Annotated in this window: 20 protein-coding genes and 1 pseudogene; 7 read left to right on the top strand and 14 right to left on the bottom strand. The window is 42.8% G+C overall.

Features of this window, described 5'->3' with window-relative positions; all coding sequences use genetic code 11:
• Nucleotides 1-35: 35 nt before the first annotated feature.
• From N6H18_RS06625 to N6H18_RS06605, 5 genes are read right to left on the bottom strand one after another with little or no spacing between them, the layout of a single operon-like run.
• On the bottom strand, nt 36-761 hold the full coding sequence (locus N6H18_RS06625; protein WP_262311056.1) for a 1-(5-phosphoribosyl)-5-[(5-phosphoribosylamino)methylideneamino]imidazole-4-carboxamide isomerase: 726 nt from the start codon (nt 759-761) through the stop codon (nt 36-38).
• A 60-nt stretch (nt 762-821) separates the two neighbouring features.
• Nucleotides 822-1,511, bottom strand: coding sequence for a response regulator transcription factor (locus tag N6H18_RS06620; RefSeq protein WP_262311055.1), 690 nt, complete (start codon nt 1,509-1,511; stop codon nt 822-824).
• The gene (locus N6H18_RS06615) at nt 1,508-3,121 is read right to left on the bottom strand and encodes a sensor histidine kinase (protein WP_262311054.1); all 1,614 of its coding nucleotides are present in this window, start codon (nt 3,119-3,121) and stop codon (nt 1,508-1,510) included. The genes N6H18_RS06620 and N6H18_RS06615 overlap by 4 nt, the downstream gene beginning before the upstream one ends.
• Before the next feature lie 36 nt (nt 3,122-3,157).
• Nucleotides 3,158-3,895, bottom strand: a complete 738-nt coding sequence (locus N6H18_RS06610) for a YjjG family noncanonical pyrimidine nucleotidase (protein ID WP_262311053.1) — start codon at nt 3,893-3,895, stop codon at nt 3,158-3,160.
• Nucleotides 3,892-4,266, bottom strand: coding sequence for an ArsR/SmtB family transcription factor (locus N6H18_RS06605; protein ID WP_262311052.1), 375 nt, complete (start codon nt 4,264-4,266; stop codon nt 3,892-3,894). Before N6H18_RS06605 ends, N6H18_RS06610 begins: the two co-directional genes overlap by 4 nt.
• Before the next feature lie 119 nt (nt 4,267-4,385).
• Between N6H18_RS06605 and N6H18_RS06600 the strand changes: the two genes are divergently transcribed.
• The 3 genes from N6H18_RS06600 to N6H18_RS06590 all read left to right on the top strand — a co-directional run bounded on the left by N6H18_RS06600 (nt 4,386) and on the right by N6H18_RS06590 (nt 8,157).
• Entirely contained in the window at nt 4,386-5,024 is a 639-nt protein-coding gene (locus tag N6H18_RS06600) for a carboxypeptidase-like regulatory domain-containing protein (protein WP_262311051.1), read from the top strand.
• A 16-nt stretch (nt 5,025-5,040) separates the two neighbouring features.
• Nucleotides 5,041-5,757: a lipoyl(octanoyl) transferase LipB gene (gene lipB, locus N6H18_RS06595; RefSeq protein ID WP_262311050.1), complete on the top strand. Its 717-nt coding sequence runs from the start codon at nt 5,041-5,043 to the stop codon at nt 5,755-5,757.
• A gap of 159 nt (nt 5,758-5,916) precedes the next feature.
• Nucleotides 5,917-8,157 (top strand): hypothetical protein, encoded by a 2,241-nt coding sequence (locus N6H18_RS06590; RefSeq protein ID WP_262311049.1) that lies wholly within the window; start codon nt 5,917-5,919, stop codon nt 8,155-8,157.
• 130 nt (nt 8,158-8,287) lie between these two features.
• Here the strand turns inward: N6H18_RS06590 and N6H18_RS06585 are convergent, their stop codons facing one another.
• The 5 genes from N6H18_RS06585 to N6H18_RS06565 all read right to left on the bottom strand — a co-directional run bounded on the left by N6H18_RS06585 (nt 8,288) and on the right by N6H18_RS06565 (nt 13,560).
• A complete protein-coding gene (locus N6H18_RS06585) occupies nt 8,288-8,887 on the bottom strand; it encodes a NifU family protein (RefSeq protein WP_262311048.1) in 600 nt (199 codons plus the stop codon).
• An 84-nt stretch (nt 8,888-8,971) separates the two neighbouring features.
• Nucleotides 8,972-10,384, bottom strand: a complete 1,413-nt coding sequence (locus N6H18_RS06580) for a dicarboxylate/amino acid:cation symporter (RefSeq protein ID WP_262311047.1) — start codon at nt 10,382-10,384, stop codon at nt 8,972-8,974.
• 82 nt (nt 10,385-10,466) lie between these two features.
• Nucleotides 10,467-10,865 (bottom strand): hypothetical protein, encoded by a 399-nt coding sequence (locus N6H18_RS06575; protein WP_262311046.1) that lies wholly within the window; start codon nt 10,863-10,865, stop codon nt 10,467-10,469.
• Between the two features lie 90 nt (nt 10,866-10,955).
• Complete coding sequence (aroC, locus tag N6H18_RS06570; RefSeq protein WP_262311045.1) at nt 10,956-12,032, bottom strand: chorismate synthase; 1,077 nt, start codon at nt 12,030-12,032, stop codon at nt 10,956-10,958.
• Between the two features lie 85 nt (nt 12,033-12,117).
• Nucleotides 12,118-13,560 carry a BatD family protein gene (locus N6H18_RS06565; RefSeq protein WP_262311044.1) on the bottom strand — a complete coding sequence of 481 codons (1,443 nt, stop codon included), beginning with the start codon at nt 13,558-13,560 and terminating at the stop codon, nt 12,118-12,120.
• 406 nt (nt 13,561-13,966) lie between these two features.
• Between N6H18_RS06565 and N6H18_RS06555 the strand changes: the two genes are divergently transcribed.
• On the top strand, nt 13,967-15,595 hold the full coding sequence (locus N6H18_RS06555; protein ID WP_262311042.1) for a mechanosensitive ion channel family protein: 1,629 nt from the start codon (nt 13,967-13,969) through the stop codon (nt 15,593-15,595).
• On the opposite strand, the gene N6H18_RS06550 is transcribed toward N6H18_RS06555, so the two are convergent.
• Nucleotides 15,567-16,271 (bottom strand): TVP38/TMEM64 family protein, encoded by a 705-nt coding sequence (locus N6H18_RS06550; RefSeq protein WP_262311041.1) that lies wholly within the window; start codon nt 16,269-16,271, stop codon nt 15,567-15,569. The two genes, N6H18_RS06555 and N6H18_RS06550, sit on opposite strands and share 29 nt — an antisense overlap.
• Before the next feature lie 106 nt (nt 16,272-16,377).
• Here N6H18_RS06550 and N6H18_RS06545 point away from each other — a divergent pair, with 106 nt between their 5' ends.
• From N6H18_RS06545 to N6H18_RS06535, 3 genes are all read left to right on the top strand, one after another.
• Nucleotides 16,378-17,532 carry a cystathionine gamma-synthase gene (locus N6H18_RS06545; RefSeq protein ID WP_262311040.1) on the top strand — a complete coding sequence of 385 codons (1,155 nt, stop codon included), beginning with the start codon at nt 16,378-16,380 and terminating at the stop codon, nt 17,530-17,532.
• 81 nt (nt 17,533-17,613) lie between these two features.
• Nucleotides 17,614-18,567 (top strand): methylenetetrahydrofolate reductase, encoded by a 954-nt coding sequence (locus N6H18_RS06540; protein ID WP_262311039.1) that lies wholly within the window; start codon nt 17,614-17,616, stop codon nt 18,565-18,567.
• 174 nt (nt 18,568-18,741) lie between these two features.
• Complete coding sequence (locus tag N6H18_RS06535) at nt 18,742-19,515, top strand: phenylalanine 4-monooxygenase (protein ID WP_262311038.1); 774 nt, start codon at nt 18,742-18,744, stop codon at nt 19,513-19,515.
• 59 nt (nt 19,516-19,574) lie between these two features.
• On the opposite strand, the pseudogene floA reads toward N6H18_RS06535, so the two are convergent.
• From floA to N6H18_RS06520, 3 genes and pseudogenes are all read right to left on the bottom strand, one after another.
• A pseudogene (gene floA, locus N6H18_RS18725) lies at nt 19,575-20,559 on the bottom strand (flotillin-like protein FloA).
• 10 nt (nt 20,560-20,569) lie between these two features.
• Entirely contained in the window at nt 20,570-21,037 is a 468-nt protein-coding gene (locus N6H18_RS06525; protein WP_262311037.1) for an NfeD family protein, read from the bottom strand.
• Between the two features lie 121 nt (nt 21,038-21,158).
• Nucleotides 21,159-24,086 carry an FAD-binding and (Fe-S)-binding domain-containing protein gene (locus tag N6H18_RS06520; RefSeq protein WP_262311036.1) on the bottom strand — a complete coding sequence of 976 codons (2,928 nt, stop codon included), beginning with the start codon at nt 24,084-24,086 and terminating at the stop codon, nt 21,159-21,161.
• Nucleotides 24,087-24,190 lie beyond the last annotated feature (104 nt).

Below are 24,190 nucleotides of genomic sequence, written 5' to 3'. Positions count from 1 at the left end.
TGTAACTACTGCTAGGTCGCAATTGCATTGCGACTTTAGCTTTTGGCAATAAAAGCTTCGATGTCCTTGAGGGTGATATGTCCCTCGAAGAAAGCTCTACCGAATACAGCTCCATGTGTGCCCATTTTTTCGAGGCGTTCTAGGTCTTTGAGGTCACGGATACCTCCACTGGCAAACAAAAATATGCCTGGATAGTCTTTTAATATTTGCTCATAAATCTCAAAGGAAGGACCTTTGAGTACTCCTTCTTTGGAAATATCTGTAGTCTTGAGGTACTTTAATCCACGCTCATAAAAAAAACTCACGTGTTCGCTGAGGGACAATTCGGTGTTTTTTTGCCAACCACCTACACGGATCATTCCATCCAGGCAGTCTGCCGCCAAGGCGATTTTTTCTCGTCCATAAGACATGATCCATGACGCAAATGTGTCTTTGGCATATACTGCCATCGTAGCACAGGTCACACTCTCAGCACCTGATTCGAATATCTTGGTGATGTCTCCATCGGTATGCACACCTCCTGTAAAATTCACCGCCAACTCTGTGTGACCTACCACCGCCTCTAGGATGTGGTAATTAATGACCTTGCCCTTCTTTGCGCCATCCAGGTCTACCATATGGATTCTTTGTACACCATGGTCTTTGAACTGCTGAGCCAGGTCAATTGGGTTTTGGTCATATACTTTTGCAGATGAAAAATCATCCTGAGTCATCCTGACTACTTTTCCATCTTTGATAGCAATAGAGGGGACAAGTTGCATAGTGGGTTGTTGTTTAGTGTGTTTCTCTTTGTATAGCAGAGATAGCAAAAATATACGTATTTATTCGACTTTGACAAGCTTAAATCCTTGACCATGAACTGTCAAGATGTGAATTTGTTCCTCCTCTTTGAGGTATTTTCTCAGTTTGGCGATGTAGACATCCATGCTGCGGGCGTTGAAATAACTATCGTCCTTCCATATAGCCATCAGAGCGACATTTCTTTCCATGGTTTGGTTCATGTTGTCACAGAGCATCTTGAGCAGTTCGTTTTCCCTAGAAGTCAGTTTGACATCTCCAGATGGTCTGGCTAGTAGGCTCTTGTCATAGTGAAAAGTCAGTGCGCCTAGCTCAAATTTATTGACTCGATTCGAATCTTCCGAACGAGTACCAGTCCGTTTCAATATTGCCTGGATTCTCAATATGAGCTCCTCCATGCTGAATGGTTTGGTTAGGTAATCATCCGCACCGATCTTGAGGCCCGCAATCGTATCTTCCTTCATAGATTTGGCCGTGAGAAAAATAATCGGAATCTCCCTGTCAATCGCCCTAATGTCCTGTGCCAGGGTAAAGCCGTCTTTTTTGGGCATCATCACATCTAGGATACAAAAGTCAAAGTGTTGGTTGTTGAACACATCAAACCCATGCTGACCATCCGTACACAGCGTCGTTTCATAGCCTTTGAGGCTCAAATATTCATTGAGTATTTGACCTAAATTAGGATCATCCTCTACTACCAAGATCTTAGTCATAGCATATTATTTTTATGATCATAGGGAAGCAAAATTTTAAACTCACTCCCTTTATTGAGTTCACTCTGTACACTTATATTTCCTCCATGTGCTTCGATCATGCTCTTGACATAGGACAGTCCTAATCCAAAGCCCTTGACATCATGAAGATTGCCTGTCGGGATTCTATAAAATTTTTCAAATACCCGCTTGAGTCCTTCACGAGACATCCCTATCCCATGGTCTTTGACCCTGATCACCAGTCCTAGAGCCGTATCATCAGTGGTCACACAGATGTATGGTTCGTCTCTTGAGTACTTGTTGGCATTGTCCAGCAGGTTAAAAATAATGTTGGTCAAGTGAACTCTGTCTACCATGAGGGATTTTTTGACTGCATTGAGTTCCTTTTGTACATATCCGCCTCGACTAGATACCTGCACCCATATTTTGTCCAAGGCATTTTCGATGATCTCATGGATGTCTACCATCTCCAGTTTCAACTCAAAATCACGTCGGTCGATCACTGCCATTTGCAGCACTTTCTCCACTTGCATCCCTAGTCTCTTGTTCTCATCCTGAATGATGCCCAAATAGCGATCCTTCAGCCCAGGTGTATTCTGTATCTCAGGGTCGCGCAGTGCCTCGCTGGCCAAGGATACTGTCGATATAGGCGTTTTTAGTTCGTGGGTCATATTGTTGATAAAATCATTTTTGATCTCCGAAAGTTGCTTTTGCCTGTAAATCGTATGCACAGCATATCCAAAACAAAACAATACAATCAGAATGAAAAACAATGAAGACAGCAGCGTAATCCAAACCTGTCCCAAAATATATGTCTGCTGCTGCGGAAATCGCACATACAGCTGTCCTACCTCGCCGATCACGTCGTTGGGAAACAAACTGACTTTGAGGTCAGAGTTGAGGATGTCACTATCTATCCGATTGGGAATAATGATCCCCTCCAGAGGATCATAAACTGCATAATCAAATCTCAAATTGATACCATTGTCTCTCAGGCTACTTTTGATCAAGGAGTCCAAATCTGGATTGCCCATCCTATCGATCAATTTGCGCTTGCCTGTGAATAGCTCTTTGAGAGCCAGTTGTATGTATTCGGTTTTTTTAGCTACCTGACGGAGTCTTTTTTCATATTCACGCTTGGTCGTCCCTGTGGAATCTCCACCTTCGCCCAGATAAATCACCTTGTTGTCGGCAGGTGCAATGTCATCAGAGAACTTGACAGGCGTGTCCTTTAACCCATCGGAGTTCACACCAGAATTGAAATAAAAACTCATCCACTCTGGTCTATTAATGGAGTCTTTGACCAAATCCTGAATCTGAACCACCTTTTTTTCGAAGGTACTCTCTATCAACTCGACATGGCTACTATCAATGTTGGAGAGGCTCTTGTAAATGAAATCTGTGTGAAAATTGTCTAGCGTCACTTCGAGTGCCTCTCGTTTTTCCAGTTTGGAGACCACATTGTTCAGTGCGCCGAGTACATTGATCTTAAATGCCTGCTCATTGGACCTGATGACATTGTCCAACCAATATACCTGAAAAACGATGAGACCGATCAGGGAAGCTCCCATAGCCATTACCAACCATCTGATCCTAAATTTTGCCATCATCCAAATTTACGCGTTTCGAAAAGAGCCAAAGATCATTTAACCATTTTTAACGGCCGCTAGGTGATCCATGATTGCTAGGATTTCTGTCAAATTTTTGATTTCATGTGTGACTGACTCATTGTGCGCTATACCTGCTGGGTTGTAGTAGATTTGATCCATCCCATAATCTCTGGCCCCTTTGATGTCTGCCTCCAAATTGTCCCCAATCATAATAGATTCTTCGGGATTGGCACCTGTCCACTTCATCGCGTAGTTGAATATCCCCGCAAAGGGCTTTTTGAACCCAGCTTTTTCTGAAGTAATGATGCGATCAAAATAGTGATCGATTTTGGAATGAGCCATTTTGATAGACTGCACCTCTTCAAATCCGTTGGTGATGATGAACATTTTGTAATGGCCATGCAATGCCTCCAATACTTCTATCGCTCCATCCATCAGCTTGCTCTTGCGCGGACTGTGGTGTAAAAACTGCTTGTTGAATTCTTTCAAAAACATCTCTTCTACGAGAGTCATGATCGCGCCAGCGTCCTCAAACACGAGTCTGAAACGCTGGTTTCGGAGATAAAATTTGTCAATCTCGCCCACATTGTACTTGGCCCACAGTGCGTTATTGGTTTGTACAAACCGCTCAAGGAATAAATCTGCTGATTCTATCCCATACTTACCCAGATCATACGTAAAATACAGTTCCCTCAGTACTTCGGAAGAATTGCTATCAAAATCCCAAAGGGTGTGATCCAGATCAAAAAATATATACTTGTATGGTTTGCTCACATTCTCTTCATTTTCTTATAAAACGCCAACTCTCTGTTCGATTTCAGTACTTCGTAGACCTCATTGTCCTTCTGCAGTTGAGCATCCTTGTTCAGGAATTTGAATATCTGACCGACCATCCCCATCACCTCGTCTTTGATGAAATAAAACACCCATTGATCTTCCTTTCGATAGCTCAACAATCCCGCATTTTTGAGATAGGATATATGTCTTGAAGTCTTGGTCTGAGTGAAATCCAAAATATGCTCTATGTCAGAAATACACAACTCCTCGTGATTGAAAAGCAAAAACAAAATTCTAATTCTTGCTTCATCCGAAAAAGATTTGAAAATCTGCGAACCGTATTGAAGATTAAAATGTTTGAGTTTCATGTGAAGCGACTTTTGGGTTAGCTCTTGGTAGGAGAGACCTCATTTAGCTTTTTATTTAGTAATTTTACCGCATTGGAAAACTTTCTGATGCAAATTAGCATTAAATAATACAAAAACCTTTGAGGCTCATTCAAGCAACCATATTGTCCTTTGTCATTCTGATTTCTTTGTCAGAAAATTCCTATGGACAGCAGGACAAAAAAGTCATTCAATTTTCAGGAATCGTCGTGGATATGGAAACAGAGATGGGCATCCCTGGAGTACACATATATGCCCCCAAAGGGGGGCGAGGGACAACCACCAACCCTTACGGATATTTTTCGATGGCCATATTAGAAGGCGATAGTCTGGTAGTGAGCTCCATTAGTTATGAAAAAGAAAACATCAAAGTACCCACGCTTCCCTTTAACAGAGACAACTTTACCGTGGTGATCACCCTACAAAGAGACACGACCTATCTCGAAGAACTCGAAGTATATCCCTTTCCTAGTGAACAAATGTTCAAAGAAGCTGTCCTAGCACTGCAACTGCCCAATCAATACGATCTCGACAACATGCAGCAAAATGTGGACAGACGCATGCTCAATAAGATGTCACAGGGACTCACCATGGGAGCTGATGGCAACTACGAATACTACATGAATCAGCAATCTGCTGCCTACAACCGACAGTTCCAACCCAATTCTATCTCTCTGCTCAATCCCTTTGCTTGGAATCAGTTTATCAAGTCTCTAAAGAAAAAGGATTCGGAGCGCTAGGCTTCTCTACAATTCAATGAATCATCTGATCAACAAAGAGACACAGTTCATTTCACTTGGATTGATGGACTATCAAGAAGCTTGGGACTACCAAGAGAAGATCTTCAAAGAAACAGTGGACATCAAAATTGCCAACCGCAATCTTCCCGAATCTGATCAAGTCCCTACACCCAACTACCTCATTTTCTGCCAGCACCCACATGTCTATACCCTAGGCAAATCAGGAAAGGAAGAAAATCTACTGCTCGATGAGCAAGGGCTGTCAGAGAAAGATGCCCGATACTACAAAATCAACCGCGGTGGTGACATCACCTACCACGGTCCTGGACAAATCGTAGGTTACCCCATACTCGATCTGGACAATTTCTTCACAGACATCCACAAGTACCTGCGCTATCTGGAAGAAGCAATTATCATGACCTGTGCAGACTATGGTGTCAATGCTGGCAGAATCGACGGACTCACTGGCGTATGGATAGATCATGAGACGCCATCAATTGCCAGAAAAATCTGTGCCATGGGCGTGAAATCCAGCCGCTGGGTCACGATGCACGGTTTCGCCTTCAACGTCAGCACCGACCTCCACTACTTTGGCAACATCATCCCCTGTGGGATCGATGACAAGGCGGTCACCTCCCTAGAAAAAGAACTGCAAAGAAAACCCGACATCCAAGAAGTAGAATACAAACTAAAAGGACACTTGGAGGAGTTGTTTGGATTTGTATGGGGGTAAGGAGTTTTCTAGAAATTATGCTGGTCTGCACGGACTATTAACTTAATATCAATTGACGCTTAACACCAGAATTGAATAATTCAGGTTGAAGTTTGCTTATGTCAGCATCTTATCATATCCTAGTGATAAAAATTACAACTTACATTAATAGGCTTTTTAATGAACGGCATAAAAATTTTAATCCTTTTCTTATTTGTAATACTCTTGTCAATCCAATCTGGTACGGCTGGCAACATCATCAACACTGCAGACTATCCATATTGGCGACAGCTGGCGGCAGATTCTCCTTTTTTTGCCGAGATGAAAGCCAGTGCTATCCACACCGCAAATAACGGGATAGAAACCCGAGATGTCATGGGAGGCTGCGCGCTCGCTTACATCCTTGATCCCGAAAACAAGACCGTTTATATCGATAAAATAAAAGCAAAATTCGAAACTAGGATTACAGATATGAAAATCGGGAATGGCGCAGCTACTTCTTCTGTTCCCTCACATGAACTATTTTATGCTCTGCTGGCCTTGGATGTGATTCGGTATGATCTAGATTCAGCGACACTAGTCAGCTATGAGTCTATTTTGAAAAGCAAAATTATGAGTCTCGTGATTGGTAAATGGGATCCACACGGATGGGCCATGCGCATGCTTTGGTATAAATACATCGGTGAGGAGGACAACTTTCTGAACGCAAAAATCAACTTTGATATCGGCCTTTCCGAACATTATATGGCCAACGATGGAGTTTCTCCAGCAGGTACTGGTTACTGTGTGCAGCGATTCAATTCCATAGAACGGGCAGCTAAAAACACTACCCTAGACATAATGGAATACATGGGATACCATGAATATTATACTAACCCGGGTCTCATCGGCCTACATGAGTTTATGTATGGCTATGCTACCTCTCCCTTCGGTCGAGTGATGTTATATGGTGATTCGCGCAATACCCATGACCAAGAGGCCTGGACAACAGAGGATACAGTGATCGTCTCTCCTACCATTGTTAAATCTGCTCGGTTTTCTCCTGAGGCTTACCAATATGCTATGTGGGTTTTGCGCGAAGGTGCTGGTATTTCTTCGGGAATACTCAAAGGACATTTATCCAATTACTTGGTAATGGCTGGGTCTGCTGTCAATAACAATCCCTTAGAATTTGACACCAATGATGCAGCAATGGCTCCTAGTCGGTTGTTTAAAAATTTTGGTGCTCTAAAATCAAAAGAGCAGTCGAAAGATGCTCTTTATATGAGTATGCAAAATCTAACAGGAAATACAGAGTACCACACCCACTACGAAGTAAATGCGCTGGCTTTGTCTGGCTATGGAGAGATTTTGATGAGAAATGCAGGTTATAATGGCCCTGGGAAAGATGTAACTATAGACGGGGCAACCGCCACGTTCGAATACATGCATTCAGATTCGGAGTCTTCTAATAACCTGATGATCGGCGGAAAAAAACATACTGCCTATGTCGGTGAAGGGATTACCGAGGGGCTTATTGGCCAAGATGTAGAATACTTTAGAGGTAGCAGTACCACTGCAATCGAAGGATCACATGATCGAGATGTCGTGTTTGTGCAGCCATCCGATGGTGCCAATGGATACTATCTTGTAATGGATCATGTGCTCACAGATCATGCTGGAGACAATGTAAACATAGCTTGGCATCCCAATGCAGGCATTTTAAATATAATCAAGCCTGAAACACAGTACTTTTCTGAAATCAAACAAGAAAGTGGAGCTGATGGGCCTCATATATTTACTGAAAATGAAGCGAAATTAACTACATTCTTAGCAACTCCACCCGCCACAGTCGAAATAAAGCGAACAGCCAATCAGGCTAGAGAATATACCTATGCAGCAGACTATATGTATGTCAATTACGACCCCGTTGACAAGAGGAAGGACATTCTCACCGTATTATTCCCAGGAGACAAAACCCATAAAACTGGTGATCTATCAAGAATAGTCGCAGCAGATTACACCGGTAGTAAAATCGCTCAGGGAGATATTCAAGATGTGGCTTTTACTTCTAGTGGTGCCACTGTAGGCCAGTACGGGACAAAAACTTTTCAAGGAGAAGATGTGCTATTCAGAATGAACTCCAAGCGATTTATTTCCTATTTTGTCAAAGGAGTTTCTTTTGATGATAAAAAAACTCGTTGTGGTTTTGAGGCGGATCAACCTATTGCTCTCTATATGAATGCTTCTGAAATGGACACTGGTATGCGTGGGATAATTACCTCCTCTGGCACGAAGGTTACTTTGTATTATCCAAAGATATCAGCAGTGAAACTCAACGAAGCTGCTGCCGTGATTACTGCCTCTGGTTCAAACTGGATACAGATTCAAGTTCCCTCAGGTACTTTCACGGTCGAGATAGTTTCGCCTCATTCTTTATGATGGTTAAAGCACCATAGATTTAGGGGAGAAGACATGCTAAAAACAGAATCTAACTGGCAGAGCATATCCTAAAACAAAAAAGCTCTTCCAAAGAAGAGCTTTTCAATATTCTATGTTGAATCTACAGATGTTAACCATTGATTGCTTCCACAGCTTTCACTTCTGGAATCATTCTTTTTAGTAGATTCTCAATTCCGGCTTTCAAGGTCAAGGTTGATGAAGGACACCCACTACATGATCCTTGCAAGATCACTTTGACAGTTCCTTCTTCAAAAGAATGGAAGCTGATCGCTCCACCATCTTGCTCTACTGCTGGACGGATGTACTCATCTAGAATGCCTTTGATATTCTCATCCATATCAGATGACGGCAAAGCTGTTGCTGCCTTTTCTTGTGCCTGTTCGTAGGCGATCGACATGTCTACCGCAGTCTGTCCTGATTCCAAGTATGCTTTGATGTGGTCTCTAATACCATTTTGTACTTCAACCCATTCTGTTTCTGCGTCTTTGGTCACTGTCACAAAATTGCTCATGATGAACACTCCCTTGACGAAAGGGAAAGTGAACAACTCCTGCGCCAAAGGTGAATTGGTTGCAGCATCAATAGTTGGGTAGTCAAAATTCATTCCCTCTGGCAACAAGAAGAAGTTCGCCACGAACTTCAACGTATTGGGATTAGGGTTTGATTCTAGGTATATATTGACTGGTGCGCTTTTTACTTCGTCTTCCATGATTTCCTTCTTTATGTTTTGGCAAAAATAAACCTTTTTATCGTTGATCTAATGACGCAAGAGAGCAATCATAGGTTTTGTCAACTACGAATACTTTTCTAACTCACCTTCAGACTTGGCGATGATGGTACAAACCGTCGCATCACCCGTCACATTAACGACCGTACGACACATGTCCAAGATTCTATCCACTGGGAATACAATCGCCACCCAAGCAGGGTTCAAGCCTACAGATTGTAGCACAATGATCATCATGACCAGGCCAGCACTCGGCGTAGCGGCAGTACCTATAGAGGCCAAGGTAGTCGTCAACACAATCGTCAACTGCTGCGCAAACGTTAAATCTACCAAATGCAACTGTGCCAAAAACACGACTGCTACCGCTTGATACAAACTCGTCCCATCCATATTGACAGTTGCACCAATTGGCAGTACAAAACTGGAGATGCTTTTGGGTACTCCCATATTTTCCTCCACACACTCCATCGTGACTGGCAAGGTTGCCGCACTAGAACTCGTAGAAAATGCCAAAAACTGTGCTGGACTGATGTTTCTCAAAAACTCTTTGAAAGAAATTTTCTTGACAAACAGCTTGAGTAATATGGGATAAAAAACAAATGCCATAAAAACCAAGCCTACAAACAAGGTAATCGAATAAGACCCTAAACCAATAAAAATCTCCAAAACCTCTTGAGGTGTATCTGCCATCTTAGCGATGACGCCTGCCAACAAAGCAAAGACGAAAACTGGGGCTGCTTGCATCACCAAATCCACCATCTTCAAAAATATGGCATTCAAACCATCAAAGAGTTTAATCACTGGTGCGGCCAAATCTGCAGGAATCAAAACAATCGTAATCCCAAAAAATATGGCAAAAAAGATAACCTGCAACATCAGTCCATTGTCAGAGACTGCCATGAGAATATTTTCTGGAATCATCTCTACAAAAAACTGCAAGGGACTTTCCTCTTTTTTTGCCTTGGCTACTGCCATTTTTTTCTCGACATTTTTGAGATCTGCTTCAGAAATGTTTCCTTCTGTCAATGCTTGGCTGACGAGTGCTGAGTACTCAGGCATATCTAGGTAAGATTTCCCATCTTGGGCTTTACCCATGTCATTATCTTTCAACCACAGCTCATAAGAAATCCTGTTTTTCATACGCTGCTCATCGTCCATAAATGCGCCTGGTTTCACTACATTGACCAAGATCAATCCCACACTAATAGCTATCACGGTTGTGAGCAAATAGATTCCCAATGTTTTGCCTCCGAGTCTGCCCAGTTTAGACACATCACTGAGTCCAGACACCCCACTGATGATCGAGAAGAGTACGAGTGGTACAGCGATGAACTTGAGTAGACGAATAAAAATAGTTCCGAAAGGATCAATCCATGTGATGGTAAATTCATTCCAGCCTAGCGCACTTGACACCAAAGCCCATACAATACCAGCCAAAAGACCCAGTATTATTTTGACGTGAAGAGGTAATTTTTTCATTTTTGGGAATTGTAAATACTAAAAATACAAAGCGGAAACTTAAACAATTTAAGTTTCCGCTTTGTACCAGATTTCAATATTATTAGTATTTACTGGCAAGTTCTTTGGCAGATTTTAGATCCGCAGCATCAAACATGTCAAAATCAAATGGAGCAGCAACACTAACCCATTTTTTGGATGCTAACTTGGTGATTGCACTTTTGGGCAGGATATTAATGACTACTTTCATGCCGTATTTTGAGAAGGTAGGAAAGAGCTCTGTCTCGAACCATTTTTGTCTTGCTTGGCTTGGTACTCCTACAGCATCCGAAACATCCAAATACATCTTTTGGATTCCATTTTTGACCTGCTCTACCTGTGCCAAACAGCATTCCTCTATGGCCTTGTCATCGGACAAAGATGTCCACTTTACATGCATAGATTTGGTGATCAAATCAAGAGAAGTATTTACCACCCCAGGCTTTTCATAAAACGAGTTCATAATTCTTGGTTTTTGTTTCAAAAACAAAATTATGCACCCCATAAAAATCAAACAATCGGTGATTTAGCCTACTTTTTTCTCCGTAAAAACCTACAACTGCGTGGACTTGTTGAGTAAATAAAAATCCAGAATAGTCATAGCTGCCATGGCCTCCACGATCGGCACAGCTCTTGGCACAACGCAGGGATCGTGTCTGCCCTTGCCTGAGACTGTCACTTTTTCACCATGCTTGTCCACAGAGTCTTGGTCTCTCATGATAGTAGCAACTGGCTTGAACGCCACATTGAAGTAAATATCGGCACCATTAGAAATCCCGCCTTGGATACCGCCAGACAAATTCGTCTTTGTGACCACCTTGCCATCCACTATGTCAAAATGATCGTTGTGTTCTGATCCACGCATTTTGGCCCCTTCGAACCCACTGCCATATTCAAATCCTTTGACAGCATTGATTCCCAACATCGCTGCGCCCAATCGTGCATGCAACTTGTCAAAAACAGGCTCTCCCAATCCTACGGGCGTACCTTTGATCACACAACTCACTATACCTCCGATAGTATCACCTTGTTTCCTTACTTCATCGATCAATGCGATCATCTGGTCTGCTACCTCTGGATCTGGACACCTCACGATGTTGGATTCTGTGAGAGAAAAATCCAGTTCCTCGTGCGACTTGGTTGTTTTGATGTCTCCTGCTTGTGACACATAGGCATGAATCTCTACCCCGAGTTGTTTCAACGCCAGTTTAGCTACTGCACCAGCAGCTACCCTTGCGGCCGTTTCTCTAGCTGAGCTTCTGCCTCCTCCACGATAGTCACGAATCCCGTATTTTTCTTGGTAGGTATAGTCAGCATGAGAGGGTCTGTAGGAGTCTGCTATGTGAGAGTAATCTTTGCTCTTTTGGTCGGTATTGTAAATAACCATCGCCAAGGGTGTACCTGTGGTTTTGCCCTCAAATACGCCACTCAATATCTCAAAAACATCCGGCTCTTTCCTTTGGGTTGTGATTTTGGACTGACCAGGCATTCTTCTGGTCATTTCATGTTGAATGAAATTCAAATCTAATTCTATCCCTGCAGGACATCCGTCTATGGTCACACCCAATGCCCGACCATGTGATTCTCCGAAGGTTGTGATCTTGAATAAAGACCCAAATGAATTGCTCATCTATTAATATTTAAATCTTGGGACTAACCAAAGCTAGTCGACTGTAGAAACTGGTAATGGGTAATGCTGTCAAGAAATTCCTAGTCTATTTTTTGAATAGAAGCCCGACTGTCAAGGCTATCATCACAAAAATAACAACATTGATGATAGTTCTTAGGTTTTTGCGACCATCTAAGGAAATCAATTGATTATTCTCCATGTCAATCCCATCGTAAAAAGCACCCATGTCATTGGACGAAATGTGTTCATTCTTTTTACTCTCTCCGATCACTTCCAAAACCACTTGAGACTTCAGCGTGTCATACTTTTCAGTATTGGTATTGAAATAAATCCAGTAAAAATAGTCTCCCATATTGTATGTACCAGGCTCATTTGGAATGCCATAAAAACTGAATGATTTTCTTCCTCTTACTTTGCCATTGCTACGATTGATGCTTTGCTTGACATTGGGAGGAAACAAATCAAAATTCTCGTCCCCTTCTAGCTTTAGTTCATTGATTGCTGAGATGTTGCCTTCTCCTACGATCCCAAACTCATAGTTGAAACTGTCACCAGTCTTGATACGCTGTGAACTAATCTTTTCTTCCAATCTATAATTACCCACTGATACGCTCTCTTTGAGCGGATGTGGCGGCATGGGTTTGATTTTGATCGACTTGGCTTTGGAATGAAAAGTCACCAACTCTTCCTTCTTGTTTCGACCAAAATAAGTACGGGTTTTGGCTACCTGATATTTGATCAATTCTAATCCTACTTTTGGAATATTGATCGTCTCGTTGTTGAGCGGATAGTAAGTCGCCTGGTAGATTTTGAACTGGTTGTAATCTTTTCCATTGACAGTGATCGGTTCTCCAGTTATGCTTTCAATGTTGAAATTTTCCTCCCAACAGTTGGCTGGTTTGATTTTCTTGATGATTTCTTCCAGTTGCTCCCCCAACTGATGAAAACGCATTTCTGCCTGATTGTCCTTGGCCACATAAAATGCGAGCGTCATCGTAAAACCTTCGCCAGGGTAGACGGCGGACTTGTCAGTGGTCAGTGCCAAAAATGCATCTGCCTCTACGTTGATAAACTCCTGTGGCTGGTTCGCACTTCGCTGACCAAAAAAATCCTCAAACGGATCGTAGGCATTCTGATTCCTACGTTGCTGCTGCATCGGCGGGCCTACTTTGATAGTTGCTCCTGGCGAACGAAATGGCTGTCCGTTGACTGCTATCTCGAATGGAGGCAATTGATAGGTGCCCTCACCCATTGGCAAATAGTTTTGTGTGATGCTCTGTGTAGAGCTTCTAACGCCGTTGATGAAATTGGTCGAGGAAGATGAAGATGTACCTCGCTTTTGAAAACCTTGTATCTCTGGAAAACCACTATAATTCTGCAATCTGCCATCATTGACCGTGATGGTGATGGTATATAGTTGATTCAGTGCGATCTCGCTGGATCCCAAATCAATTTTAACTTCTTGCGCCTGTGAAAAAAAGTTAAAAAATGCCCATAAAATAATGAAGGAGAAACCTACTTTACTCATAGCCGTATTCTATTTGACAAATTGCAAATGTAGTTTATTATTCTTAAATTCAGAATCCAAAAAATACCCTAAGACGTTGGGTGTCTTTTGGAGCAAAACCGGCAAAAACCACCAAAGCAATGTTAGAATACTCCAAGACAATTTTGTCAAAAGTAAGTTTTGACAGAACCCTTTTTGAAAAGGAACTATTGAAAGCGATCACCATGGTTGGAGAACAAATTGAGTCCCTCAAAGCATGGTGTTATGAGAAATTTGGAAATCTGTATCCTAAAATTCTAGACCGACATTTTAAATTATCCCATTAAACTGAAGCCACTTAATTGTGGCTTTTTTATGTGCCCTGATATAATTGGTTGTTGAGTAATTAATCCCTTATTTTTGATTTTCATTAATGTGCCTATCTCTCATGCGAAAGCTAGCATTCATTCTATTACCTATTTTTTCACTTCTTTCTTGGACTAAGCCACTATTGGCATCTGAAGGCGACTCTATTACTATACTACTAGAATCCCCCTACCAAGCACTCAGGACATTTGTTAAATATACTGAAAGAAGCAGCATCCAAGATTATAAAAAAGCTTCAGTAGTATTCAACGACCCTAGTCTCTCTGTCGATGAGAAAACAAAGTACGCAAAGAAGCTAGAACAAATACTGGAAGGAGCAGGCGTGCTCTTGCAATTTAACAGCATTCCCAGTGATCCCAATCATTATGATTCATTGCAAAACGACTATTTATACACAATCAGTAATCGCTACCCAGAGATATATCTCCAAAAAAGGAGAGGCCGCTGGCAATTTCAGAGAGAAGTTCTGACCCAAATTGACTCAGTCCACCATGAGTTATTTCAGTTTGGTACCAACATCCTTTTCAGCCAAGAACAAAAGGATAATCTATTAGGAGATGAGTTCTTAGGGTTAAAGACATGGCAATGGATTGGTATTGGGATAGTGTTTTTAGCAGGGTACCTAGTCAGGTTCATTTTTTCTCTAGTCTTTGAAAAAATCATCATTCAATTGCTCGAAAAACTTGGACAAGGTCACATCGGTAGTAGATACATTCTACCCATCGCAAAACCAACAGGTATGGTTTGTGTCCTTATTCTTATTAGTGTCTTTTATCCTCTACTACAACTTCCCCGTCAGTTTGGGGTGTACATTGTATTTTCTCTCAAGGCATTGATTCCACTATTTGGCATCATCATTCTCTACCGTATGGTGAATATAGTAGAAATATACCTCGTGAGGTTAGTAGGAAAAACCGAAAGCAAACTGGATGATCAGCTTGTCCCGATACTCAAAAAAACCCTAAGAATACTTATCGTTGTTGTGGGGGTATTGGTCATACTAGACAATATCAATATCCCGATCTTACCCTTGCTGACTGGCTTGTCTATTGGTGGTTTAGCATTTGCGTTGGCTGCTCAAGATACAATCAAAAATTTTTTTGGGTCACTGATGATTTTCATAGACAAACCCTTTCAGATTGGTGATTGGATTACCTCAGGAGATATTGATGGTACAGTGGAGGAGGTCGGCTTTCGATCTACTAGAATTCGTACCTTCCGAAACTCTGTGATTTCAGTACCAAATGGACAATTGGCCGATAGTACCATAGACAACAATGGATTGAGACAATATCGAAGATTTCGTACGATCCTTGCCATCACTTATGACACTCCACCAGAGCGTATTGAAGTATTTGTAGAGGGGTTAAAAAAAATAGTACAGAAGCATCCCAACACCAATAATGAGAAGTTTGAAATCTATCTGAACGATATGGGGGCACATTCTCTTGACATCCTATTTTATATATTCTTTGAGGCGGCTACTTGGTCCGATGAATTGAAATTTAGACAAGAAATAATCTTGGAAATTCTAAAGTTAGGTAGACTGCTCAGCGTACATTTTGCCTTCCCGACACAGACCTTGCATGTAGAAAACATGCCTGGGCAACCTAGTTTATCTCCCGAATACACACTGACCAAACAAGACCTAAATGATCGCCTCAATCAGTATTTTGGCGAGAAGGCTTGATCATTCGGTACATGGCATACATGACGACCACTGATGCTGTCACACTCCAAAGTACACTTTGGTCGTGATGGATGGCGTCCTGTAGGAATTGTGCCTGACTGCCTATCCATACGAATAAGACGGTGCGAGGTAGCATACCCAATAGACCTGCCCAAAAGAAAGTCCAAAAACGAATGTTGGAAGTGGACAAAACGACATTCATCAGAGCAAAAGGAAGGGCAGGAGACAGACGAGCCAGTACAGTCGTCATGAATTGCTTGTGGGTGACATTGTCTATGTATCCAGCAGCCTTTGGGTATTGTATGACCAGTTGCTTGATAAAATCTCTATCCAACCACTTGGCCAAATAATAACCAACTACAGAAGCCATCTCGTATGCCAAAATAACTGCAACCAGGCTTTCCATCCCAAGAAAATAACCACTGAGCAATGCAATAAAAGTCGTCGGTGTGATCGCCAATGACATGGTAAGGGCAGTTCCTAAATAAAACAATCCCCACTCCCACCAACCAAAAGAGACAATCAGTCCCTCAAGTGTCACTAGGAAATAGGTGATAACCAACGAGGCGGTAATAGGTACTACCGCCATCCACAGCATCAATATGGCTATAGTTTTGTTTCGCTCAAATAGTAACCAAAATCGTGACTGTCTCAATCTATCAAATGTCGTATTCAAAATAGTATGCTAATATCTCATATTGATTAGTTTTGTTCACAACAATCTTCATAAGAATTGTTTAAATTCATTCGATCAGCATCGAGAACAAGCGAAAGAGAATACCATGACCCCTATTAAAATGAAATTCGGCACCAAAGCCATACATGCTGGAGTAGAGCCTGATCCCACCACTGGAGCCATCATGACTCCAATCTATCAGACATCCACCTACGCCCAGCCATCTCCTGGCAAACACAAGGGATATGAATACTCACGAACCCAAAATCCTACCAGAGATGCCTTGCAGACCAATCTCGCAGCGTTAGAAAATGCCAACCATGGATTGGTATTCGGATCAGGTATGGCAGCCATTGATGCCATTTTGAAACTCCTCAAGCCTGGCGATGAAGTGTTGAGTTCCAATGACCTATATGGAGGGACTTACCGAATTTTCACTCAGATATATCAAGATTTTGGGATCAAATTCAAATTTGTAGATATGCTGGATTTGAACCGCATCTCCGAGCATTTCAACGATCATACCCGACTCGTGTGGATCGAAACTCCATCCAATCCCATGATGAACATCATTGACATCAAGGGCCTAGCGAGTGTTTGCAAAAAATCAAACGCCTTGCTTTGTGTGGACAACACATTTGCTACCCCATTTTTGCAAAACCCTATCGACCTGGGTGCCGATATCGTGATGCACTCCGTGACAAAATATATAGCTGGTCACTCAGATGTGGTGATGGGTGCTCTGATGATGAACCGCGCTGATCTTTTCGAAAAACTCTCTTTCATCCAAAATGCAAGTGGAGCAGTGGCAGGACCACAAGATTGCTTTCTCGTACTGAGAGGTGTCAAGACCTTGCACATACGGATGGAGCGTCACTGTGAAAACGGTAGACGCATTGCCTATTTCTTAGAGGCGCATCCCAAGGTGAGCAAAGTTTATTGGCCTGGATTTGAAAAACATCAAAACCATGATGTAGCCAAAAAACAGATGAGGGACTTTGGCGGGATGATTTCTTTTGTACTCAAAGACGACAAGCTGGAAAGTGCCATCTCCTTTATGGAAAAGTTGAAGCTGTTCACGCTTGCAGAATCTTTGGGAGGTGTAGAGTCATTGGTAGGCCACCCGGCAAGTATGACACATGCTAGTATCCCTAGAGAAGAACGCCTCAAATCTGGACTGAAAGACTCTCTGATCAGGTTAAGCGTAGGGATCGAAGATGCCGAGGATCTGGTCGATGATTTGGAGCAAGCTCTCGGATGAGCATGAAGAGACAAGCATATTTCACCATTTAGTATTATACTCACGTGCACTTGCTCATGTAAGTAGCACAAAATTGCCCGCATGACATTAAAAGATAAAATAGAAAATCACAAAGGAGGCTACTTGTTCTATGGATTGACCCCTCCTAAATTTTCGACCGACGAAGCATCGATACAAACAATAGCCGCCAATCAGATTGCTCGACTCCAAGGCATCAATTTGGATGCATTGGTCCTTTATGATATTCAGGACGAATCCGCCCGTACGGAGATGCCTCGTCCCTTTCCATTTATGCAGACCTTGGATCCAGGTTTTTACTCCAAGCATTACCTTCAAGAGCTGGTCATCCCTAAAATCATCTACAAAAGTGTGGGAAAGTTTAGTCAAGGCAGTTTCCAATCCTGGTTAACCGAAAATCCTAACCAAATCGAATATGCCGTATTTGTAGGTTCGCCATCTGCCCATGACTCAGGATTGACACTACAGGAGGCATATGAGATCAAACAAGCAAGCGATTCCAAATTGATGATTGGAGGTGTCACTATACCAGAGAGGCATCTCAAAAAAGAAGACGAACATATCAGAGTATCCAAAAAACGCGAACATGGTTGCCAATTTTTTATCTCTCAGTGTGTGTACAGTCTCGACCATGCCAAGGATTTTTTATCTGACTACTACTATAGCACAGAGACTGGAAATACCCCTTTGGCTCCCATCATCTTTACCCTGACACCCTGTGGTTCGCTCAAAACCTTGCAATTCATGGAGTGGCTTGGGATTCATATTCCCAAATGGCTCAAAAATGATTTGAAAAATTGTGAAGACATTTTGTCAAGGTCCATGGATATTTGCCGCACTGTCGCCAAAGAGTTGCTGGAGTATTGCCGCATCAAAAACATCCCCATAGGATTCAACATAGAAAGTGTCGCAATCAGAAAAGCCGAGATTGATGCTTCGATCGAGCTACTTCGAGAGGTAGAAATGATGCAACGGGCATCGGCCTTGAAAAACCAATTGCTGCAAGGCAATAAATAGGGTATTCCTATATCATACATCTTAGGCATGACAGCAAATAATTGCTGTCTTCGGACGTATTGTGTAAATTCCAATATAAACAACATGAGGTTGAGACCACCTTGGTTTCCCAAAGACCAAGGCCATTTTTAGATAATCTCAACGTCGGAATAGATAACCCAAAATGATAGACAAATGTTGGAAAACAAAGACCCCTACGATTTCCCAACCGAGCCTTTGCATCAGCACTACGGTGATTATCGTCCTGAGCACTTTGAGGTTTGGAGATTGCTCTACGATAAACAGTTGCTGGTACTGAAAGACCGTGCCTCCCGTGCCTATTTCGAAGGACTAGATGTTTGTGGCTTTTCTGCGGATCATATCCCACTTCTGGAGACTGTAAATAAAAACCTAGACGGAGCAACTGGCTGGCAGCTCTACATCGTCCCTGGTTTGATTGCGGACAAGCCCTTCTTCGAGTTTCTGCATCGCAAAAACTTCCCTGTCACGACTTGGTTGCGTACTATCAAAGAACTGGAATACCTAGAAGAGCCCGATATGTTTCATGACGTATTTGGGCATGTCCCGCTCCTCAGCAATCCGCACTTCAGTGAATTCATGAAAGGACTGGCAGCCATCGCACTCAAACACATCGAAAATCCACAAGCCATAGAACTGATGAGCAGACTGTATTGGTTCACCGTCGAGTTTGGATTGATACAGGAAGATGGAAAAATCAAAATCTATGGAGCTGGAATCGTCTCCTCCCCAGGTGAATCCATCTATGCAATAGAAGACGAAGATGTCCCGAGAATACCTTATGACATAAAAACAATTTTGGAAACACCGTTCTACAAACACGACTACCAGCAACAGTATTTTGTGATCAACAATTTTGAGCAGCTATTCGAAAGTTTGCCAGAGCTTGATTCCTTGCTAACCAGCATGATCCAAACTCGGAAAATTTGACAAAGAAAGGGCTGAGCGTGTACCACGCTCAGCCCTTTCAAGTTAGACTTTCTTAAGACTTATTTATCGTCTCTTTTCTTCGGAGAAGAACTTCTTGGTTTCGCAATAGACTCTCTCATCTCAGTATCTGCTTTGATGTTGTCCATTTTGTAATAATCCATGATGCCCAAATTACCCGCACGAAACGCATCCGCTATAGCCTTTGGAATCTCAGCTTCTGCTTCGATTACTTTGGCTCTTGCATCTTGCGCTTTGGCTTTCATTTCTTGCTCTACGGCTACAGCCATTGCACGTCTTTCTTCAGCCTTGGCCTCTGCGACTTTCAAATCCGCCGCTGCTTGATCTATTTGCAGATCAGCCCCAATGTTTTTCCCAACATCTACGTCAGCAATATCAATTGATAGGATTTCGAATGCCGTACCAGCATCTAGCCCTCTGCTCAACACCAACTTAGAAGATTTTGTCTGGATTCTCTAATACATCCTTGTGTGTAGTCGCCGAGCCGATAGAAGTCACAATCCCTTCGCCTACTCTAGCCAAAATCGTATCCTCACCAGCTCCACCGACTAACTGCGCCAAATTGGCTCTTACAGTCACTCTCGCAACAGCGATCAACTGTATACCATCGGATGCTACTGCAGCAACTCTAGGAGTCGTGATTACCTTGGGGTTAACAGAAATCTGAACCGCTTCAAACACGTCTCTACCTGCCAAATCAATAGCTGCTGCTTGGTTAAACTCCAAAGCAATGTTGGCCTTGTCTGCTGAGATCAATGCCTTGATCACAGAGGGTACATGTCCACCAGCCAAATAATGCGTCTCTAATTGGCTAGAAGTAACCTCCAAACCAGCTTTGGTAGCTGTGATCAACGAGTTGACCACCAATGATGGCGGTACCTTTCTGATTCTCATAAACACCAATTCAAATAGACCTACTTTGACACCAGAAAACTGCGCCGTGATCCATAGCCCTAAAGGCACGAAATAAAGAAAGGTGAAAAATCCTACTATCGCCACCAGGGCAATAATTGCGTATTGTATCATATCCTATTAGTTAAATTAGTTCTACGTATATTTTGTTGATTTCAATTTTGATTATTTTAATGGGTCGCTTTTCTTCGATAAAATTTCCCAAGGAACAAACCTCATACTCTATATCCTGAAACTTGGCTTTGCCAATAGGTTTCAAAGAAGAAACTGTCACCCCTTCCAAACCAGCAGTCAATTGTGCTGTTAAGTTTTCATTGACGCGAGAATTGATGCTTCCTTTGAGCGCAAATCGCTTCCAAGCATTGGAATTGAAGCTGTAAATTATTGCAGCAGCACAGGCAGCGATAGAACCCGCCAAAACCCAGTGACCCACCTCAGAGCCGAACAGTTCGTAGCTACGGTAGACTCCATATAAACCTATAAACAACCCACCAAAACCAACAATGGTTGTTCCTGGTACGAAGATGATCTCTACGATAATCAGACCTATGCCCGCAAGAATCAAAAAACTTATAATTATCCAGTCAATCAAGGAAGTGGTGTTTTTTTCGGAGGCCTAATATACAGATTATATCCAGCGGATAGCCTCAGTCATACATAAAAAATCACATCAGACGAATTGAAAATTCGAAAGAACAAATCCTTCAAACCAGTTAATTCGCTTTCAACGCTTGATACAATACTTCCACTGGGTGGAGGGCAAGTTTGCCCGTGCCATCTTTGATCTGATGTCGGCAACTGGTACCTGGGGCTGAGATGATTGTGGTCGCTGCGGCCTGGCGCACAGTAGGAAACAAAACCAACTCACCAACCTTCATCGAAGTATCAAAGTGATCCTTTTCATAACCAAAGGAACCTGCCATGCCACAACATCCCGATTGGATGACCTCCACCTCGTAGTTCTCAGGAATAGACAGTGCGTCCTTCAAAGTCAAAACGGACGACAAGGCCTTTTGGTGGCAATGCCCATGGACTTTGAGCTGCCTTTTCTCGGATGAGAAACTGGATCTGCTGATGTTGCCACGTCTAAACTCTCGCGCCAAAAACTCCTCTATCGTCAAACAAGAATCTGCGATGATCATGGCCTTGTCTTTCAGTTCTATGTCACATAGATCAGGATATTCATCTCGCAAAGTCAAGATGGTAGATGGTTCCAATCCGACCAAAGGAGTCTCGGTACTCAATTTTCCATCCAGTAATAGTACGTTCTTGTTGGCAATTTTCTTTGCCTTGCGCACCATGCCTTTAGATATCAAAGCACGTCCAGACTGGTCATGCTCCAATTCCATCACTCTGTAGCCCAACTCATCCATCAACTGGATAGCCGTGATGCCAATCTGCGCATCGAGATAATTGGTAAACTCATCAAAAAAGAGATAGAATGCCTTGTCAGAGTTTTGGCTCTTCAGCTTTGACTTGTTCTTTTTGTACCAGCTTTTCATCGTCACAGACGGCATAGGAGGCATAGAGCGGTCTTTGTGCACACCCATGAGAGATTTGCTCAAAGCACTAATCAACGGTGCTTTGAACATCAAATTGTACGCCCAAGGAACCCATGAAGCCAGCTTCATATTGAGGGCATATTCTCCCATCATGCGTTTGGCAAGTGGCATCCCGTTGGCATCATAGTATTGTTGCTCAAACTCTGCTTTGAGTCGAGCCATGTCCACGTTGGACGGACACTCAGACTTACAGCCTTTGCATGACAGACAGAGATCCATCACCTCCTTGATTTCTTGACTGTCAAACTTGTTGATCTTGTCAGAATGAGTCAACACTTCACGCAAGATATTGGCTCTTGCACGTGTGGTATCTTTTTCGTTGCGGGTAGCCATGTAGCTGGGACACATCGTCCCCCCGCTGCCTTCAGACTTTCGGCAATCTCCTGAGCCATTACAAAGCTCTGCTGCTCTGAGCACCCCTTTGCTACGCTCCCAGTTGAAATAGGTCTTGATCTCAGGGTCAGGTTGATTCGGCGTGTAGCGGAGCATTTCATCCATTTTTGCCGTATCGGTGATCTTGCCAGGATTGAATATTCCATTTGGATCCCAAGCCTTCTTGACCTCTCTGACCAATTCATAATTTTTCTCTCCGATTTGTTCCTTGAGAAACTCCCCTCTCAGCCTACCATCACCGTGCTCTCCACTGAGTGATCCTCGGTATTTTTTTACCAAACGAGAGATTTCTTCTGCCACGACTCTAAACATCCGATGACCTTCATCAGTCTTCATGTTGAGCACTGGGCGCAGATGCAGCTCGCCAGATCCAGCATGTGCATAGTGTACACAGCTGAGGTTATATTTTTTTAGGGTCTCATTGAACTCTCGGATGTACTCTGGCAAGTCTTGCACATCTACGGCTGTATCTTCGATCACAGGTTGCGCCTTGGCGTCTCCTGGTATGTTGGCAAGCAAGCCTAGTCCAGCCTTTCTCAAATTCCATATTTTGCCAATATCACCTCCTTTCAATACTGGATAGTGATAGCCCAACCCAGCCTTTTGTAGTTCGGCAATCATCGCATCACACTTTTGATTGAGTAGTTCGTCATTTTCAGCAACCAACTCGACCACCAAAATGGCTCCTGGATCACCTTGTACGAAGAATCTGTTTTTCTGCTGCTCGATGTTTTCCTTGGTGCACTCTAAGATGATGTCATCAATCAACTCACTGGCATGTGGTTCATATTTGATCCCGATGAGGTTGGCTAGCAATGACTCATGCACATCGTGGCAATGGATACAAACCAAAGCCTTGTCCTTGGGAGGCAAAGGTAGGGTGTTGAGTTTGATCTCGGTGATGAACATCAATGTCCCTTCTGAGCCCGCAATCAACTTGCAAAAATTAAATTCTTGTCCTTTGGGATCAAAGGGCTTGTTGATAGCCAATAAATCTACCGCATAACCTGTGTTTCTCCTTGGGATACTTGGCTTAGGAAATTCCCTTTCTATTTCTTCTCTTACCTCTGCAGGCTGTAGGAGTTCATTGACTCGACGGTAGATACTCCCTTCCAAAGAATCTTCCTTTAGCTTTGACTCAAAGGTAGCCCCATCGATTTCTCCAAAAGTCACTTCAGAACCATCCGACAAAAATCCAGTCACCTCTAGCAAATGTTCTCTGGCACTACCATATACGATCGAATTGGATCCACATGAGTTGTTGCCTACCATCCCTCCAATCATGGCTCTGTTGGCCGTGGATGTTTCGGGTCCATAAAACATCCCGAATGGTTTCAAATGACGATTCAAGTCATCACGAATCACCCCTGGCTGTACTTTGACCCAATTTTGATCCTGATTGACTTCTAAAACTTCATGAAAATACTTGGACACATCCACTACGATCCCAGCCCCTACTACCTGTCCAGCTAGGGAAGTGCCCGCAGTCCGAGGGATCAAAGACGTTTGATGCTCATTGGCAAACTGAATCAGAATCCGAATGTCATCCTTGTCTCTCGGCATGGCAACAGCAAGGGGCAATTCACGATAGGCAGATGCATCAGTAGCATACAATGTCCTCAACGTGTCATCCAAAAACAGTTCTCCCTTTAGTCTCTTGCCTAAATCTACCAGTGCATTTTTCATGGCAGCAAAAATATGCTTTTCGATGGAATCTTAACAGGCTAAGTGAATTCAATCGATCTGAAATCTATCTAAATAAAGAAAAGAACAAGAGAGACATAAAGATC

The sequence above is a fragment of the Reichenbachiella agarivorans genome, assembly GCF_025502585.1.
GTDB classification, from domain to species: Bacteria; Bacteroidota; Bacteroidia; order Cytophagales; family Cyclobacteriaceae; genus Reichenbachiella; species Reichenbachiella agarivorans.
Note: the sequence above shows the minus strand (reverse complement) of the source record. Positions and strands in the feature narration are given on the sequence as shown.